We start from the raw sequence: 17,033 nt of genomic DNA, 5'->3' as shown, positions 1-17,033 counted from the left end.
AATTACCCTGCGTCCACCAACTCAAATGCCACTTCGGCAAGCTGCCTGCCGTTGACCTGCACCGCAAGCTTATGCGGGCCCGCATGCAGCTTGAAGGTCGAGGCGTTGGCTTTGAGCGGGTGTTTCTTGGACAGATCCAAACGGCCACCTGCGGGCACTTTGCCCTGCTTGAGCTTGAAGACCTTCTGGCCGGTTTTGCCTTCCGGGCGGTGGAAGGTCAGTACGTAGTCGACAATCACCGGCACGGCGCTGCGCGCATCTGTGCTGAGCGTGACGGCGACATTGAGCGCCTCGCCGATCACAATGCTGTCAGCGCCGACGCTGAGGTTTTGCACCGTGACGGGCGCGTCAGCGGCAAATCCCAGATGCGAAAGCGCATCGGGATGGCCCGCTTTCACAGCGGTGCGCAGGGCGTGACGTGTCATCCAATCGAGCTCTTTGGCGGCCTGCGTGCCGTCGGCCTGCCAAGCGGCGAGGTGCTGCACCACCACCTCGGTGTCGATCTTGGAAATGTCGTTGAGGTGGTTGGCCACGGAGCGCGTCACATAGCGGGTTGGATCGCTGTGCAGCTGGGCGAGCAGCGGCAAGGGGGCAAGCGGGTCGATGTCGATCTTCTTGGCCCATGGCAGTTTGGGGCGGGTGCCTTCGCTGACCAGACGGCGCACGTGGTAGTTTTCGTCTTGCGCCCAGTCCGCGAGACGGGCGAAGGTCTCCTCTGGCCAGCGGTTCAGGAAAGGGCGGATGTAGAACTCCATCGAAAAGCGCTGTGTTGCGGCGTGCAGCAGATCAAAGCTGCGGTCGCGATGGTCTTCGAGCCCGTGGCGCACCGCGAGAATGCCGGGCACCGCATGAATGAAGCGCCCGAAATCATCGTCTTTGAGTGTGGGGTCAAGCGCGGGGGGCATGGCGGCCTCCAGTTGATCCGCCATGGAGAGAAAATCTGACGCGAGGCGTTTTTCGATGCAGTCGGCAATCCACTCCATGCGCTCCATCAGCTCACGTTCTGGAAAGCCGGCAACAGTTTCTGCCTGAAAGCCTTCCGCATCAAAGCCGGGAATACCGGCGGCATATTCTGCCGCCAGATCCGCCATGCTTTCAGCGTTAAACAGATGATCTTTCAGTGAAAACCCTTGCGACACACCAGTACCCCGCGCCAAATCTATTGCCCCCGTTTACATCGCAGAGGCAAAGGCGCCGCCGTCCAGCAGCACGTTTTGACCCACGATAAAGCCCGCATGATGCGAACAGAGGAAGGCGCAGGTGGCGCCAAACTCATCTGCTGTGCCATAGCGGCCTGCGGGGATGGTGGCGGCGCGTTGGGCTTGTGCCTCCTCCATGCTGATGCCCTGTTGCTGTGTCACGGCAGTGTCCAACGCAACGGCGCGGTCGGTGGCGTGGATGCCGGGCAGCAGGTTGTTGATGGTCACGCCTGTGCCTGCGACCTGACGGGCGGTGCCCGCCACATAGCCGGTGAGGCCCGCGCGCGCGGCGTTGGACAGACCCAGCACCGGGATAGGGGACTTCACCGACACCGAAGTGATGTTGACCACACGGCCCCAGCCACGCTCCATCATGCCCGGCACCAGCGCTTTGATCAGTGCGATTGGTGCAAGCATATTGGCATCCAGCGCGGAGATAAAATCGTCACGGTCCCAATCGGTCCACATGCCGGGAGGCGGGCCGCCCGCGTTGTTGACCAGAATATCGACGCCCTGCGCGGCCTCAATGAGCTTGGCCTGCCCGTCTGGCGTGGTCACGTCACAGGCGATGGCCTCAACCTTGACGCCAAACTCTTCGCGAATCGCTGCGGCGGAGGCTTCCAACGCCTCGGCACCGCGTGCGTTCATGATCAGATCCACACCTTCGGCGGCCAAAGCGCGGGCGCATCCCAGCCCCAGACCCTTTGAGGACGCACAGACGAGCGCGCGTTTACCTTTGATTCCCAATTCCATGCGATTCTCCCCTTTGTAATGTGGCTAAGAAATACCTAATTCTCTAAGGATGCCAGCAATATGCCGAAGGCTCGGCTTTCTGCTGCCACAATTGAACGATAATTTTAGGGACCGGCGCTGCCCATAAGAGAAGTAACGAGAAGGTAGACCATGTACTCACAGGTTCAGGACACCGCGATGCCGTCCCAGCGGCTGCCTGTGTATCTCGCAGAAGCGTTTCACGTCACAGATGGCGCGAACCTCGGGGATTCTTTGTCTTTTGCCCAAGAGCTTGTTCTGGATGACATCTATGCGCTGTCGATGGATGCGCAGGTGAAAAGCCTGTCATTGCGCACCGATGCGGACGGGCAGCATTTTGTCGCCAGCGACCGCGGGCTTGGCACCAAAGACGCGCGGGTTTTTCTGGATTGTGTGGCCACATTCATGCCCCCCAGCGGAGACACCATCGAAGTGCTGGTGCTGGTTGAAGTGGATGACGCAGGCGGCGTGGTCCAGATTTACGGCGCAGCGCTTGCGCCTTTGACGCCCAAAACCGATTACGCGCTGGTCGGGATCGACCGGGATGCGGCCTCGACGCGGCTCGCGCAGCTGGCCTGTGTCAGCTTTACCAGCGGCACACATATCACCATGGCCACGGGAGAGCAGCGCAAGGTCGAGGACCTGAAAGTGGGCGACCGCGTTCTGACCCGCGATGACGGTCCGCAGGAATTGCGCTGGATCGGCCATTCGGTGCAGCGCGCCAGCGGCGAATTTGCCCCGGTTGTGATCACCAAAGGCACGCTCAACAATGCAGGCGACCTGCGGGTGAGCCCGGACCATCGCCTGTTTGTCTATCAGCGTCATGACCACATCGGTGTGGGGCGCAGCGAGTTGCTGATCAAGGCGCGCCATCTGGTGAACGGTGAGACCGTCTATGCCGCCGAAGGTGGCTTTGTAGATTACTACCAGCTGATGTTTGACACCCATCAGATCATCTTTGCCGAAGGGATTTCGGCCGAAACCATGCAGATGGACACGCGCACGCGGCCGGCTGTGCCCAAAGAGGTCACAGAGCGGCTGCAACGCAAAGCGGCCAATAACAGCACACGTGGCGGGCCAGTCGGGCATCTGGAAGTGCATGAAAGCCTACTGAACCGTCCGGACGCGGTGGAGCTGTTGAAACGGGCGTCTTCCAAGTAACGCGGCCGGGGCTGCACGCAGCCCTGCCCTCTGCTTTTCCTTGCGAAAATGAGCGCGCGCGCCTATACGCGCGACCATGTTGGACACGAGCACAAACCGCCCCGAATTGCCGCCCGAGATTGCGCGCCGCCGTACGTTTGCGATCATTTCGCACCCGGACGCCGGGAAAACCACGCTGACGGAAAAATTCCTGCTCTATGGTGGTGCGATCCAGATGGCGGGTCAGGTGCGTGCCAAAGGTGAGGCGCGGCGGACGCGCTCGGACTTCATGCAGATGGAAAAGGATCGCGGGATCTCCGTGTCGGCCTCTGCGATGTCCTTTGATTTTGGTAACTTCCGCTTCAATCTGGTGGACACACCGGGCCACAGCGACTTCTCCGAAGACACCTATCGCACGCTGACTGCGGTGGATGCGGCGGTAATGGTGATTGACGGCGCCAAAGGTGTGGAAAGCCAGACGCAGAAGCTCTTTGAAGTGTGTCGTCTGCGCGACCTACCGATCCTGACCTTCTGTAACAAGATGGACCGCGAAAGCCGCGATACCTTTGATATCATTGACGAGATTCAGGAAAACCTCGCGATTGACGTGACACCGGCAAGCTGGCCGATTGGCATGGGGCGCGAGTTCCTGGGCTGTTATGACATGCTCAACGACCGTCTGGAGCTGATGGACCGCGCGGACCGGAATGTGATCGCCGAGACCATTCAGATTGACGGGCTGGACGATCCGAAACTGGCCGACCACGTGCCTGCACATCTGCTGGAGAAGCTGCAGGAAGAGGTCGAGATGGCCAAGGAGCTGCTGCCGCAGCTTGATCCGCAGGCGGTGCTGGAAGGGCATATGACCCCGATCTGGTTCGGCTCTGCGATCAACTCTTTTGGGGTGAAAGAGCTGATGGATGGCATTGGCTCTTACGGGCCGGAGCCACAGGTGCAGACCGCGCAGCCGCGTGAGATTGCGCCAGAGGAAAAAAAGGTCGCGGGCTTTGTGTTCAAGGTTCAGGCCAATATGGACCCCAAACACCGCGACCGTGTGGCCTTTGTGCGCATGGCCTCCGGGCACTTCAAGCGCGGCATGAAACTGACCCATGTGCGCACCAAAAAGCCGATGGCGATTTCCAATCCGGTGCTCTTCCTCGCCTCTGATCGCGAACTCGCAGACGAGGCCTGGGCAGGCGATATCATCGGTATTCCCAACCACGGGCAACTGCGGATTGGTGACACGCTGACCGAAGGCGAGGCGCTCCGCGTTTCCGGCATTCCGAGCTTTGCGCCGGAACTGCTGCAAGGCATTCGCGCAGGCGATCCGATGAAGGCGAAGCACCTTGAAAAGGCGCTGATGCAGTTCGCCGAGGAAGGCGCGGCCAAAGTGTTCAAGCCAATGATCGGGTCCGGCTTCATCGTCGGTGTGGTTGGCCAGCTTCAGTTTGAAGTGCTCGCTAGCCGGATCGAGATGGAATACGGCCTGCCGGTGCGCTTTGAACAGAGCCAGTTCACCTCGGCCCGTTGGGTCAATGGCGAGCGTCAGGCGGTTGAGAAATTTGCCGACATGAACAAGCAGCACATCAGCTATGACCATGATGGCGACGTGGTGTTTCTGACGCGTTTGCAATGGGATATCGACCGCGTGGCGCGCGACTATCCGGATGTGACGCTGACGGCCACCAAGGAAATGATGGTCTGATACAGTCTGAGATTGCACGGGGGATGCCCCCGTGCAAACATCGCGCCATGACCGACGACACCCTCACCTATCCGGGCGGCTTTGCCTATATGCTCGCGCGTTATGAGGGGCGGCGCGACCCCTTTGATTTTGGTCCCGAAGACCTGCCGCCGTTGGATGCGGATCTGGCCGCGCTGAAGGCTGAAATCGTACCCGAGAGCGCGACACAAAAGCAGCCGGATGACCCCAAGACAAGCTGGGCGCGCAAGCGTCGGCAGATCGCGGAAGAGTTTGTCGGGCAGAGCGCGCTGGCCTTTTTGAATGCGCAGCTGATTTCCAACCTGCGCAAACGCGCGCAACCACCGCAAACCGCTGCGTTGTTTCGGCGGATCTGGGCAGAAGAACATGCGCATCTGATTGGTGCGTTAAATCTGCGTTGGCAGGTGAGCGCGGTGCAGACCTTTGCCGATCACGGAGACACGCCAGCGCAGAGGGAAGTTGGCCAAGCCCTAAAGATGCTCTTTGGCATGATGAAGCTCTATGAGTTTGAGCGCAGTTTCAGCGGCCTGCCACCTGAAAAAGAGCATGGCTTTGGCAAGCGGGTGAAAACCCGGCTCCCGCTGGATATGGAACCGTTTTCACTGGTCCATGGCGGGTTGGATATCAACCTGATCGCGCCAATCTGGGAAATGGCCAAGACCGATCCGGTGATTGCGCCGCTGGCTGAGCATTTGCTGGGGGAGCTGATTGCGGAACCGGGCGGCGTGTTCCGGCGCCTGTCGCAGATGCGGGCGAAACGAGAGCGGCAACAGGCACGGAAATGACGACGCAAAAGCCAACTTGGGGTGTGGTCGCGACCATCAAAGCCTCTGCCGAAGACATCCTGAACTTTACCGCGCACCATCTGGAGCTGGGGGCGAGCCATCTTTGGATCTATCTCGACGCCCCAAATCCAGAGGCCAAGGCGCTGCTGAAGGCCCATCCGAAGATCACGCCCGTGAGCACCGGCGAGAACTACTGGATCAAGGCGCGGGGCAAACGCCCGCCGATGCACCAGAACCGCCAGTCCTACAACGCGCGCCACGCTTATCACCGCGCAAAGGATCTGGATTGGCTGCTGCACATTGATGTGGATGAGTTCTTATGGCCGGAGCGTGTTATCACGGATCAGCTTGCCGCCCTGCCAGAGAGCTGTCTGACCGCGCGTGTGCGCCCTGCTGAGGCGCTGGCACCTATGGAGGAAGGCACGGAGCCGCGCCTGTTTAAAAGCTTCATCGCCAACAAAGATGACCGCAGCCGTCTGGTGGCGGAAATTTATCCGACCTTTGCGCCCTATCTGAAAGGCGGGTTTGTCAGCCATGTGGCTGGTAAAATCTTCATGCGCACCAAACAGAGCGACATGAAAGTGAAAATTCACAATGTGATGCAGAATGGGGTGCGCAACCCGGGGCAGATGGAGCTGACCGATACCAGGCTTCTGCACCTGCACACCACAGGGTGGGATCATTGGCAGAAAAGTTTCACCTATCGCCACAAAAAGGGGTCTTACCGCGACGAGCTGGGGGCGGCTGTTCCGGAAGATGAGGGCGGCCTCAATCTGCATAAGCTCTTTACCCATCTGGCCAAGGAGCCGAATGGGTTGCGGCGGTTCTATGAGGAGGCCTGCCTGGCCACACCTGAGCTGACGCAACGCCTGCGGGAGCGTGGGGTCTTGCAGGAACATGTGCTGGATTTGGATGCGAAACGCCGGAAACACTTCCCCGATTTTTGAGGCAAATGTTTCTCACTTTACGTCAAACCGGTGGGAACTCGCTGGTTTCATTGACCTAAAGCCTTCTGTGCGATAGAAGGCGCCGAGGATCGATATCGCCATGTGTTGCGGGGCCAGCCGGGCCTGATCCCAAAGCCGCTACGGGCCAAGTCGTGTCCGTAAACCACGGATACAAATGACAAAATTTTCTGACCTGAACCTGAACCCTAAGGTGCTGAAAGCAATCAGCGAAGCGGGCTACGAAACGCCAACCCCAATTCAAGCGGGGGCGATTCCATCCGCGCTCGAAGGCCGGGACGTTCTTGGCATCGCGCAAACCGGCACCGGCAAGACCGCAAGCTTTACCCTGCCGATGCTGTCGTTGCTGGCGCGGGGACGTGCGCGGGCGCGCATGCCGCGCAGCCTAGTGCTCTGCCCGACACGGGAACTGGCCGCACAGGTGGCGGAGAACTTTGACACCTATTCCAAATATCTGAAGCTGACCAAAGCGCTGCTGATTGGCGGGGTGAGCTTCAAAGAGCAGGAAGCGATCATCGACAAAGGCGTCGATGTGCTGATCGCCACACCGGGCCGTCTGCTGGACCATTTCGAGCGCGGCAAGCTGATCCTGTCTGACGTGAAAGTCATGGTGGTGGATGAAGCTGACCGGATGCTGGACATGGGCTTTATCCCTGACATCGAGCGGATCTTTGGCCTCACCCCTTTCACCCGCCAGACACTGTTTTTCTCCGCCACCATGGCGCCGGAAATTGAGCGGATCACCAACACTTTCCTCTCCAACCCAGAGCGGGTGGAAGTGGCCCGTCAGGCGACCGCAAGCGAGACCATTGAGCAGGGCGTTGTCATGTTCAAAGCCTCCCGCCGTGATCGTGAAGGCAGCGAGAAGCGCAAGGTTCTGCGCGCGCTGATCGACGGCGAAGGTGAGGCCTGCAGCAACGCGATCATCTTCTGCAACCGCAAGACGGATGTGGATATCTGCGCAAAATCGCTGAAGAAATACGGTTATGATGCCGCGCCGATCCATGGCGATCTGGACCAGTCGCAGCGGACCAAGACACTGGAATCTTTCCGGAATGGCGAGCTGCGTATTTTGGTGGCCTCTGATGTGGCGGCGCGCGGTCTGGATGTGCCAAGTGTGAGCCATGTGTTCAACTTTGATGTGCCGGGTCACGCCGAAGACTATGTGCACCGCATTGGCCGGACAGGTCGTGCCGGTCGTGAAGGCAAGGCGTTTACGATCTGCAACCCGCGGGACGAAAAAGCCTTTGAGGCGGTGGAAGCGCTGATCCAGAAAGAGATCCCGCGCGTGGAAAATCCGGTCAAGCCGGAGCCGCGCAAAGCGCGCAAGCCGAAGGAAGAGACTTCCAAGAAGGCCGAAGAGAAGCCAAACGTGGTAGAGGCGCTGGAACTGCCCGCGCAAGAAGAGCCACGTGGCCGTTCAAACCGCGGACGCGGCCGTGGCCGTCATGACCGGCGCGATGACAACCGCGTGGTGGGCATGGGCGACCATCTGCCAAGCTTTATTGCGCTGAGCTTTGAAGAGCGACGCGATGCGGAAAACGCGGCGGGCTAAACGCAGCCTGCGCGAAACGACAAAGGGCCCCGAGGGGCCCTTTTTTTGCTCTGTTTTTCGGGCCTGAAGGTCAGGTCAGCTCAGGCGGCTGACCACCACGGTGACTTCGGGCTTTTTGCCGATCTCATCACGGGCAGAATTGCGCACGATCCGGCGAATTTCGCCTTCAAGCTTGTCATCATCCGCCAATGTCTTCTCTTTGGCGCGCCCCAGGAACTGGGTGATGTCCTCTTCCAGCACGTCAACCAGCGGCGCTTGCGAGCGGCCCATTTCTGACAGGCCCATGATTTCGCACCAGGCATCTCCCAGCGGCTCATCATCTTCATCCAGCAGCACGGTCACAAGTACATGGCCGTTGAGCGCCATGCGGATACGATCGCGCACGATGCCGTCCAGCGCGCCGATCTGTGCGGTGCCGTCCAGATAGGTGCGTCCGGTTTCGACGTACCCCGCAATCGAGGGCTGGTCGCCGGAGAGTTCCAGCATGGTGCCGTTCACCGCCACGATAGAGGCGCGGCCGCCTTCATTGGCGAGCTTGGCATGTTCGCGCAGGTGACGGTGTTCGCCGTGGTTCGGGATCACCATCGTTGGGTTCACAATCTCATGCAGACGCTGGAGATCCGGGCGGTTGGCATGACCGGACACGTGGTATTTCCCGGAGCTGTCATCCACCACATCCACACCCATCTCGGAGAATTGGTTGATGATGCGGATCACACCTTTTTCGTTGCCCGGAATGGTTTTGGAGCTGAAGAGGAAGAGATCGCCTTCTTTCAGTTTGATGCCATTGTATTTGCCACGGGCGAGTTGCGCACTGGCGGCGCGGCGCTCGCCTTGAGAGCCGGTGACGAGCAGCATCAGGTTCTCACGCGGGATGCTGGCGGCGTCTTCGGGGCTGACCACCTTGGGGAAGCTGTCCAGAACACCGGTCTGAATGGCGGCTTCGATCATGCGGCGCATGGCGCGGCCCATGAGGCAGATGGACCGCCCTGCCCGCTCGCCCGCCTCGGCCAATGTTTTCACGCGGGCCACGTTGGAGGCGAAGGTGGTCGCGACCACCATATTGGGCGCTTTGGCGACCAGTGCTTCGATCTCCGGCCCAACAGAGGCCTCCGAACGGCCTGCGTGAGGTGAGAACACATTGGTGCTGTCACAGATCAGCGCTTTGACGCCTTCTTTGGCAACCTCTGCCCACAAAGCCGGGTCAAAAGGCTCTCCCACCAGCGGGGTTTCATCAAGCTTGAAGTCACCAGAGTGGATCACGCGGCCTGCGGGGCTGTCGATCACCAAAGCGGCGCTTTCCGGGATGGAGTGGCTGACCGGCAGGAACCCAACCTTGAACGGGCCGGCTTCGGTCACTTCGGGCCATGCAGAGACTGTGCGCACCACCTCTTCGGGCTGGCCGCGATCTGCCATCTTGTGACGGGCCAGATTGGCGGTGAATGTGCGGGCGTAGACCGGCACACCGAGGCGCTCCCAGTAATGCCCGACCGCGCCGATGTGATCCTCGTGGCCGTGGGTGATGAAAATCGCCTCGAGCCGGTGTTTGTTTTCCTCAAGCCAGCGAATGTCTGCAAAGATCAGGTCCACACCGGGGCTGGTTTCCATGTCAGAAAACGCAACACCAATGTCCACCAGAATGAGACGCTCATTGTCTGCTGGCCCGTAGCCATAGACATAGGCGTTCATGCCAATTTCGCCAGAACCGCCAAGCGGCAGATAGATCAAGCGGTCGCTCATGCGCCCTGCTCCTTGTTAAAGTCGTGGATGACGGTCAGCCCGTGCATCGTCAAATCATCTTCGATGGTATCAAACAGGTGATCGCCCTGCTCAAAGAGCGGTGCAAGACCCCCCGTGCCCACCACTTTCATCGGTGCGCCATATTCCGCTTTGATCCGGGAGATAATGCCTTCGATCAGGCCCGTGTATCCCCAGAACACACCCGATTGAATACAGCCAACCGTGTTGGTGCCGATCACCTTTTCCGGCTGACTGACATCCACATGCGGCAATGCGGCGGCTCCGGAGTGCAGCGCCTCAAGGCTGAGGTTCACGCCGGGGGCAATCACGCCGCCCACATAGGCGCCATCTTCGGCGACCACATCAAAGTTCGTGGCGGTGCCAAAATCAACCACCACCACATTGCCGCCGTGGCGGTCATAGGCGCCCACCGCATTGGCCAGACGGTCCGGGCCCGGCTGGGTGCCCTGATCCACACGCGGTTGATGCGGCAGTTTGCACTCTGGCTTGCCAACCACCAGAGGACGGCAGTTGAAGAACCGGTCGGCAAAAACGCGCAGGTTCCAGACCACCCGCGGCACGGTGGAGGAGATGATCACATCAGTGATGTCTGCGTCGATGCCGTAGTGATTGATCAGGGTCGAGTACCAGGTGAAGTAAGCGTCTGCCGTGCGTGCATGGTGGGTCGACGTGCGCAGGGTGCACAGGAATTTCTCCCCGTCCCAGATCGAGAACACAGTGTTGGTGTTGCCGCAGTCGATGGCAAGAAGCATGGCGCAGATCCCCCTGTTGCGTGGATCAGAAAAAGATGTCTGCCGCAGCTATGGCAATGCGGCCCTTCGCGGTCTTCAACACCAGATTTCCAGCGCTGTCCACCGTTTCAAAGGTCCCGGTGGTCTCCTCACGGGTGGTACGTGCCGTCATGACTTCGCCAATGCGCGCCGCGCGCGTGAGCCAGGCGGTGCGGATCGGTTCAAACCCGTAGGTGGCAAACTGTGCCTCCCAGCGGGCATAGGCGGTGGCCAGCGCTTCGAGGAAGCTTTCCGGATCAACGGAGGCGCCGGTTTCAGAGAGCAGAGAGACCGGGCGCGTGGCCTGTGCTTCGACAGCGCCGGTGTCGGGCGCGTGGGCAAGGTTCACACCGATGCCGATGGCGATGTGGCTGACCGCGCCCCCCGCAAAGCCCGCGCTCTCCAGCAGGATGCCCGCCACTTTGCCGCCGTTCAGCAACACGTCGTTGGGCCATTTGAGCGCGAGCCCGTCACTGCGGCCCGTCACTGCGACAAAGGCATCGTAGAGCGCCAGAGCCGCCACGAAAGACCGCAGAGCGACCTGATCGGGGCTTTCTGCCGGGCGCATCACCAAGGTGGCGGCAAAGTTGCCAACCGGATCGACCCAGGCACGGCCACGGCGGCCACGGCCCTTGGTCTGGCGCAGGCCCAGGATCCACTCAGGCGCGGCCAGTTGCGGTGCAATGCGCGCGGCCTCTGCATTGGTGCTGTCGACTTCCGCCAGAACGCGGCGGCCATACCCCTCGGGCCAATTGCTCATGTGTTTTTATCTTCTTACAGGTCGAAAAGCGCCCTCACGTAGCGCGCTTTCAAAAAAGGCGACGCGCCCCGTGGGGCGCGTCACAATCAACGTCCGGATGGCAAAAGGCAAGCGGGTTATTGCAGCAGGGCCACGGCGGCGGCCTGTGCGGCCGTATCCACGCCAAAGAAGTTCACCACACCCAGAAGCATCACGGCCGCGCTCAGCACCAGCATGAGGTGCTGCACCGGAGACCGTGGTGCGTCGAGCGCGTCACGCTCTTCGCCGAAGTACATGAAGTAGACAATGCGCAGATAATAAAACGCCCCGATCACCGAGGCGATCACACCGGCAACCGCCAGCCATGCAAGGCCCGCATCAAAGGCGGCGCGCAGCACATAGAGTTTGCCAAAGAAGCCGAGGAAAGGCGGCACACCTGCCAGAGAGAACAGCAGGAACAGCATCGCCAGCGCCCGGCCAGGCGCACGCTTGGAGTACATGTTGAGCGCTGAAATATCGACCACCGGCTGGCCGTCTTTCTCCATCGACAGGATAAAGGCAAAGGTGCCGATGTTCATGGTGACGTAGATCGCCATATAGACCAGCATCGCCTCGATCCCCAAAGCGGTGCCGGAGGCAAGCCCCATCAGCGCATAGCCCATGTGGGCGATCGAGGAATAGGCCATCAGGCGTTTGATATTGCGCTGGCCAATCGCGGCGACTGCGCCAAGGAACATCGACAGCACCGACAGAAGCGCGATGATCTGCTGCCAGTCTGCAACCACGCCACCAAAGGCATCAAACAGCACGCGGGCAAAGAGACCCATCGCCGCAAGCTTTGGTGCGGTGGCGAAGAAGGCGGTAATCGGTGTTGGGGCGCCCTCATAGACATCAGGCGTCCACATGTGAAACGGCACGGCGGACACTTTGAACGCGAGGCCCGCGACCACAAAGGTCAGGCCAAAGAGCAGACCAAGCGGAGTGTCGCCATGGCCAGCCACGTCGATGATGCCACTGAACTGCGTTGTGCCTGCAAAACCGTAGACAAGGGAGGAGCCATAAAGCAACAGGCCCGACGACAGCGCGCCCAGCAGGAAGTACTTCATGCCCGCCTCAGTGGATTTCACGCTGTCACGACGGAAAGACGCCACCACGTAGAGCGCCAGAGACTGCAGCTCGAGCCCCATGTAGAGCGTGATCAGATCTCCGGCGGAGACCATGGTCATCATCCCCACCATCGCAAGCGACACGAGGACCGGATATTCAAAGCGCAGCATGCCGCGCCGCGCCATGTAGTCCTGCCCCATCACCAGAACCGCAGCGCCAGACAGCAGCATGGCAATTTTGGCAAAGCGGGAGAAGGCGTCATCGTGGAACATGCCGTTGAACGCCACATTGTCACCTGCGCCGGAGGCCCCGATCCACATGGCCAGAAGCACAAACACACCGGCGGTGATCCAGGTGAGCATGCCCGCCATCTTGTCTTTGCCGGTGTAGACCACCGCCACCAACGCGAGCATGGCATAAATCGCCAGGAGGATTTCCGGCAGGATGATATTCAGATCAGCCTGAATCATGTCTCAAGCGCTCCTTAGTGCGATGCCATCTGGCTGGCGGCAGCGCCATGGGCCAGAGCGGTGTCATAGTTGGAAATCAGATTTTCGACGGAAGGGCCGATGATGTCCGTGATCAGCGACGGGTAGACGCCGAGAATGAGGGTCATTGCCACCAGCGGTGCAAAGATCATCTTTTCGCGGCGGGTCATGTCGGTGATAGACTTGAGGCTCTCTTTGATCAGATCGCCAAAGACCACGCGGCGGTAGAGCCACAGCGCATAGGCCGCAGAGAAGATCACACCGGCTGTCGCCACCAGCGCCACCCAGGTGTTGACCTGGAACACACCCATCAGGGTCAGGAATTCCCCGACAAAGCCGGAGGTGCCCGGCAGGCCGACATTGGCCATGGTGAAGAACATGAAGATCAGCGCATAGGTTGGCATGCGGTTCACCAGACCGCCATAGGCGTCGATCTCGCGGGTATGCATGCGGTCATAGATCACCCCGACACAGAGGAAGAGCGCGCCGGAGATAAAGCCGTGGCTCAGCATCTGGAAGATCGCGCCGTCGATGCCCTGCTGGTTGGCGGCAAAGATGCCCATGGTCACATAGCCCATATGCGCCACCGAGGAATAGGCGATCAGCTTTTTCATGTCTTCCTGCACCAGCGCGACCAGCGAGGTGTAGACAATCGCAATTGCCGACATCCAGAGGATCAGCGGGGTCATGACCTCAGAGCCGATGGGGAACATCGGCAGACTGAACCGCAAGAAGCCGTAGCCGCCCATCTTCAGCAGGATCGAGGCCAGCACCACGGAGCCAGCCGTGGGCGCCTGCACGTGGGCATCGGGCAACCAGGTGTGTACTGGCCACATCGGCATCTTCACCGCGAAAGAGGCAAAGAAGGCCAGGAACATCAGCGTCTGCACACCACCAATCACGGTGAAGCCCAGAACATTCATGGTTTCAGAGGCAAACTCATGGGTCATGAGCGTTGGGATGTCGGTGGTGCCTGCCTGAACAAACATGCCGACCATCGCCACCAGCATCAGCACCGAGCCGAGGAAAGTGTAGAGGAAGAACTTGAAGGAGGCATAGATGCGGTTTTTGCCACCCCAGATCCCGATGATCAGGAACATCGGAATGAGGCCAGCCTCAAAGAACAGGTAGAACAGCACCAGATCCAGCGCCATGAACACGCCGAGCATCAGCGTCTCCAGCAGCAGGAAGGCAACCATATATTCTTTGACGCGGGTTTGAACATCCCAGGACGCCCAGATCACCAGCGGCATGATGAAGGTGGTGAGCATGACAAACAGCACGGAGATGCCGTCCACACCCATCTTGTAGGTCATGCCCATGATCCATTCGCGCTGTTCCACGAACTGGAACCCCGGGTTGCTTGGATCAAACCCAGCCAGAATGAAGAGCGATATGACGAAGGTGGCGGTTGTTGCGAACAGCGCGACGCGTTTGGCGTTGCGCCGTGCCATTTCGTCTTCGCCCCGCAGGAAGACCACGAGGATCAGCGCGGCAAAGGTCGGCAGGAACGTGACCAGGGAGAGCAAGCTGTCGTTCATTAGTGTGCTCCTCCGCTGAGCGTCATCCATGTGATCAGTGCCACGATGCCAATCACCATGGCCAGCGCGTAGGTGAAGATGTAGCCGGACTGGGCGCGGCCCGCCATTTTGGTCACCCAAGGCACGATGCCCATGGCCACACCGTTGATGCCGCCGTCAATCACATCGCCATCGCCGCGTTTCCAAAGAAACGCTCCGACAGCCCGGGCCGGGCGCACAAAGAGCGCGTCATAAAGCTCGTCAAAGTACCATTTGTTGAGCAGGAACAGATAGAGCGGACGCTGGCTTGCTGCGGTTTTGGCGGGCATGGATGGATCCCAGATGTAGAACCACATGGCCATCACAAAGCCGATCACCATCGCGATGAACGGGCTGACCTTGACCCATTTGGGCGCATGGTGCGCTTCGTCCATCACATGGTTGCTTGGGTGGGTGAAAATCGCGCCCTGAGGGGCTTCGCCATGATGCGCCGCCGCCACCGCCGCGTGATCTTCATCGCCATGTTTCTCAGCGTGGCCGTCATCATGTGCGTGATCATCTGCTTTGGCTTCTGCGTGATCATCGCCGTGGGCGGCTTCGTCTCCATGGCCTTCGCTGTGCTCTGCATGATGGGCGGGCACGCCATAGAATTTGTTGACCGTGTTATGATCGCCAAAGAAGGAGCCGAACCAGATCATCCCGGCAAAGATCGCGCCGAGCGACAGAACGCCAAGCGGGATCAGCATGACCATCGGGCTTTCATGCGCGTGATCATGGGTGTGCTTGTTGCCGCGCGGCTCGCCATAGAAGGTGAGGAAGATCAGACGCCAGCTGTAGAAGCTGGTGAACATCGCGGCGACAACCAGCGCCCAGAAGGCAAAGCCGCCAGCCGTGCCCGCCCAAGCGCTTTCGATAATCGCATCTTTGGACAGGAAGCCTGCAAAACCGATGTGGGTCAGCGGGATGCCGACGCCGGTGATCGCCAGCGTGCCGATCATCATGGCCCAGTAGGTATATGGGATCTTTTTGCGCAGGCCGCCGTAGTTGCGCATGTCCTGCTCGTGGTGCATCGCGTGGATCACAGAACCCGCGCCCAAGAAGAGCATCGCCTTAAAGAAGGCGTGGGTGAAGAGGTGGAACATGGCTGCGGAGTAAACGCCAACACCTGCTGCCACAAACATGTAACCCAGCTGGGACATGGTGGAATAGGCAATCACACGTTTGATGTCGTTTTGCACGAGACCAATGGTGGCAGCGACAAAGGCCGTGGCTGCGCCGAGGAACACGATGAAGGCTTTGGTTTCATCCGCATATTCGACCAACGGTGACATGCGCGACACCAGGAACACACCAGCGGTCACCATGGTGGCGGCGTGGATCAGAGCGGACACCGGGGTCGGGCCTTCCATCGCGTCCGGCAGCCAGGTGTGCAGGAACAATTGCGCCGATTTGCCCATCGCGCCGATGAACAGCAGGAAGGCCACCAAGTTGGCCGCGTTCCACTCGCGCCACAGGAACTCAAGCTGTGTTTCCGCCAGAACAGGTGCCGCGGCGAAGATGTCGTCAAACTTGATGCTCTCGGTCAGGAAGAAGATCGCGAAGATGCCCAGAAGGAAGCCAAAATCGCCGACGCGGTTGACCACAAAAGCTTTGATCGCCGCCGCGTTTGCGGACGGTTTTTTGTAGTAAAAGCCGATGAGCAGATAGGAGGCGACACCCACACCTTCCCAGCCAAAGAACATCTGCAGAAGGTTGTCGGCGGTGACCAGCATGAGCATGGTGAAGGTGAAGAAAGACAGATAGGCAAAGAAACGCGCCTTGTAGTGCTCGCCCTGCCTCCAGTTGTCATCATGCGCCATGTAGCCCATGGAATAGAGATGCACGAGGGCGGAGACCGTGGTGACCACGATCAGCATGATCGCTGTCAGGCGGTCAACGCGGATCGCCCAAGCGGTGTCCAGATGGCCCGATTGGATGAAATCCAGAATGTGGATCTGTTTGACGTGTTCCGCATCCAGCCCGAGGAAGACAATCCAGCTGAGCAGACAGGCCAGAAAGAGCAGGCCTGTGGTGAGATATTGCGCGGCCTTCTCGCCGATCATGCGCCAGCCGAAGCCTGCGATCAGGCTGCCGATCAGTGGCGCAAAGAGTATGATCTTTTCCATGAACGCTTAGCCTTTCATCACGTTGACGTCTTCTACCGCGATGGTGCCACGGTTGCGGAAGAAGGAGACGAGGATGGCCAAGCCGATGGCGGCCTCAGCTGCGGCGACTGTCATCACAAAGAGCGCAAAGACCTGCCCGACAAGATCCCCCAGAAAGGCCGAGAAAGCGACCAGGTTGATGTTGACTGACAGCAAGATGAGCTCGATCGACATCAAAAGGATGATGATGTTCTTCCGGTTCAGGAAGAGGCCGAAAATGCCGATAACAAAGAGCGTCGCGGCGACGCCTAGGTAATGTTCCAAACCAATCATATTTGGTCCCTCGGTTCTTTTTCTCTTCTGGCG

14 protein-coding genes are annotated in these 17,033 nt (G+C 59.6%); 5 read left to right on the top strand and 9 right to left on the bottom strand.

Features of this window, described 5'->3' with window-relative positions:
- Positions 1-2 precede the first annotated feature (2 nt).
- Positions 3-1,157: a DNA alkylation repair protein gene (locus J7399_RS19015; RefSeq protein WP_247742975.1), complete on the bottom strand. Its 1,155-nt coding sequence runs from the start codon at positions 1,155-1,157 to the stop codon at positions 3-5.
- 15 nt (positions 1,158-1,172) lie between these two features.
- Complete coding sequence (locus J7399_RS19010) at positions 1,173-1,952, bottom strand: SDR family oxidoreductase (RefSeq protein ID WP_209088901.1); 780 nt, start codon at positions 1,950-1,952, stop codon at positions 1,173-1,175.
- 150 nt (positions 1,953-2,102) lie between these two features.
- On the opposite strand from J7399_RS19010, the gene J7399_RS19005 reads away from it, so the two are divergent.
- The 5 genes from J7399_RS19005 to J7399_RS18985 all read left to right on the top strand — a co-directional run bounded on the left by J7399_RS19005 (position 2,103) and on the right by J7399_RS18985 (position 8,138).
- Complete coding sequence (locus tag J7399_RS19005; protein WP_247742974.1) at positions 2,103-3,131, top strand: Hint domain-containing protein; 1,029 nt, start codon at positions 2,103-2,105, stop codon at positions 3,129-3,131.
- Positions 3,132-3,207: 76 nt separating this feature from the next.
- The gene (locus tag J7399_RS19000; RefSeq protein WP_209065320.1) at positions 3,208-4,815 is read left to right on the top strand and encodes a peptide chain release factor 3; all 1,608 of its coding nucleotides are present in this window, start codon (positions 3,208-3,210) and stop codon (positions 4,813-4,815) included.
- Positions 4,816-4,862: 47 nt separating this feature from the next.
- Entirely contained in the window at positions 4,863-5,618 is a 756-nt protein-coding gene (locus J7399_RS18995) for a hypothetical protein (RefSeq protein WP_209088898.1), read from the top strand.
- Positions 5,615-6,565, top strand: a complete 951-nt coding sequence (locus J7399_RS18990) for a glycosyltransferase family 2 protein (RefSeq protein WP_209088895.1) — start codon at positions 5,615-5,617, stop codon at positions 6,563-6,565. Before J7399_RS18995 ends, J7399_RS18990 begins: the two co-directional genes overlap by 4 nt.
- 175 nt (positions 6,566-6,740) lie before the next feature.
- Positions 6,741-8,138, top strand: coding sequence for a DEAD/DEAH box helicase (locus J7399_RS18985; protein WP_209080087.1), 1,398 nt, complete (start codon positions 6,741-6,743; stop codon positions 8,136-8,138).
- A 75-nt stretch (positions 8,139-8,213) separates the two neighbouring features.
- Here J7399_RS18985 and J7399_RS18980 read toward each other — a convergent pair whose 3' ends face one another.
- The 7 genes from J7399_RS18980 to nuoK all read right to left on the bottom strand — a co-directional run bounded on the left by J7399_RS18980 (position 8,214) and on the right by nuoK (position 17,000).
- Complete coding sequence (locus J7399_RS18980) at positions 8,214-9,878, bottom strand: ribonuclease J (RefSeq protein ID WP_209088892.1); 1,665 nt, start codon at positions 9,876-9,878, stop codon at positions 8,214-8,216.
- Entirely contained in the window at positions 9,875-10,651 is a 777-nt protein-coding gene (locus J7399_RS18975) for a type III pantothenate kinase (protein WP_209080084.1), read from the bottom strand. The genes J7399_RS18980 and J7399_RS18975 overlap by 4 nt, the downstream gene beginning before the upstream one ends.
- Before the next feature lie 25 nt (positions 10,652-10,676).
- Entirely contained in the window at positions 10,677-11,429 is a 753-nt protein-coding gene (locus tag J7399_RS18970) for a biotin--[acetyl-CoA-carboxylase] ligase (protein WP_209065326.1), read from the bottom strand.
- 116 nt (positions 11,430-11,545) lie between these two features.
- Complete coding sequence (gene nuoN, locus J7399_RS18965; RefSeq protein WP_209088889.1) at positions 11,546-12,985, bottom strand: NADH-quinone oxidoreductase subunit NuoN; 1,440 nt, start codon at positions 12,983-12,985, stop codon at positions 11,546-11,548.
- Between the two features lie 14 nt (positions 12,986-12,999).
- Positions 13,000-14,544, bottom strand: a complete 1,545-nt coding sequence (locus J7399_RS18960; RefSeq protein WP_247742973.1) for an NADH-quinone oxidoreductase subunit M — start codon at positions 14,542-14,544, stop codon at positions 13,000-13,002.
- Positions 14,544-16,688 (bottom strand): NADH-quinone oxidoreductase subunit L, encoded by a 2,145-nt coding sequence (gene nuoL / locus J7399_RS18955; RefSeq protein WP_209088884.1) that lies wholly within the window; start codon positions 16,686-16,688, stop codon positions 14,544-14,546. Before nuoL ends, J7399_RS18960 begins: the two co-directional genes overlap by 1 nt.
- A 6-nt stretch (positions 16,689-16,694) precedes the next feature.
- Positions 16,695-17,000 (bottom strand): NADH-quinone oxidoreductase subunit NuoK, encoded by a 306-nt coding sequence (nuoK, locus tag J7399_RS18950; RefSeq protein ID WP_209065330.1) that lies wholly within the window; start codon positions 16,998-17,000, stop codon positions 16,695-16,697.
- Positions 17,001-17,033 lie beyond the last annotated feature (33 nt).

This window comes from Shimia sp. R9_1 (assembly GCF_017743775.1).
Lineage (GTDB): Bacteria > Pseudomonadota > Alphaproteobacteria > Rhodobacterales > Rhodobacteraceae > Shimia.
This window is presented reverse-complemented; position numbering and strand designations above follow the sequence as displayed.

Excerpts from the sequence above, each read along its gene's own strand:
- J7399_RS19000 (WP_209065320.1), top strand. The coding sequence starts at position 3,208 with ATGTTGGACACGAGCACAAACCGCCCCGAATTGCCGCCCGAGATTGCG.
- J7399_RS19005 (WP_247742974.1), top strand. The coding sequence starts at position 2,103 with ATGTACTCACAGGTTCAGGACACCGCGATGCCGTCCCAGCGGCTGCCT.
- nuoK (WP_209065330.1), bottom strand. The coding sequence starts at position 17,000 with ATGATTGGTTTGGAACATTACCTAGGCGTCGCCGCGACGCTCTTTGTT.
- J7399_RS18970 (WP_209065326.1), bottom strand. The coding sequence starts at position 11,429 with ATGAGCAATTGGCCCGAGGGGTATGGCCGCCGCGTTCTGGCGGAAGTC.
- J7399_RS18975 (WP_209080084.1), bottom strand. The coding sequence starts at position 10,651 with ATGCTTCTTGCCATCGACTGCGGCAACACCAACACTGTGTTCTCGATC.
- nuoN (WP_209088889.1), bottom strand. The coding sequence starts at position 12,985 with ATGATTCAGGCTGATCTGAATATCATCCTGCCGGAAATCCTCCTGGCG.
- J7399_RS19010 (WP_209088901.1), bottom strand. The coding sequence starts at position 1,952 with ATGGAATTGGGAATCAAAGGTAAACGCGCGCTCGTCTGTGCGTCCTCA.
- J7399_RS18990 (WP_209088895.1), top strand. The coding sequence starts at position 5,615 with ATGACGACGCAAAAGCCAACTTGGGGTGTGGTCGCGACCATCAAAGCC.
- J7399_RS18995 (WP_209088898.1), top strand. The coding sequence starts at position 4,863 with ATGACCGACGACACCCTCACCTATCCGGGCGGCTTTGCCTATATGCTC.
- J7399_RS18980 (WP_209088892.1), bottom strand. The coding sequence starts at position 9,878 with ATGAGCGACCGCTTGATCTATCTGCCGCTTGGCGGTTCTGGCGAAATT.
- J7399_RS18985 (WP_209080087.1), top strand. The coding sequence starts at position 6,741 with ATGACAAAATTTTCTGACCTGAACCTGAACCCTAAGGTGCTGAAAGCA.
- J7399_RS18960 (WP_247742973.1), bottom strand. The coding sequence starts at position 14,544 with ATGAACGACAGCTTGCTCTCCCTGGTCACGTTCCTGCCGACCTTTGCC.
- nuoL (WP_209088884.1), bottom strand. The coding sequence starts at position 16,688 with ATGGAAAAGATCATACTCTTTGCGCCACTGATCGGCAGCCTGATCGCA.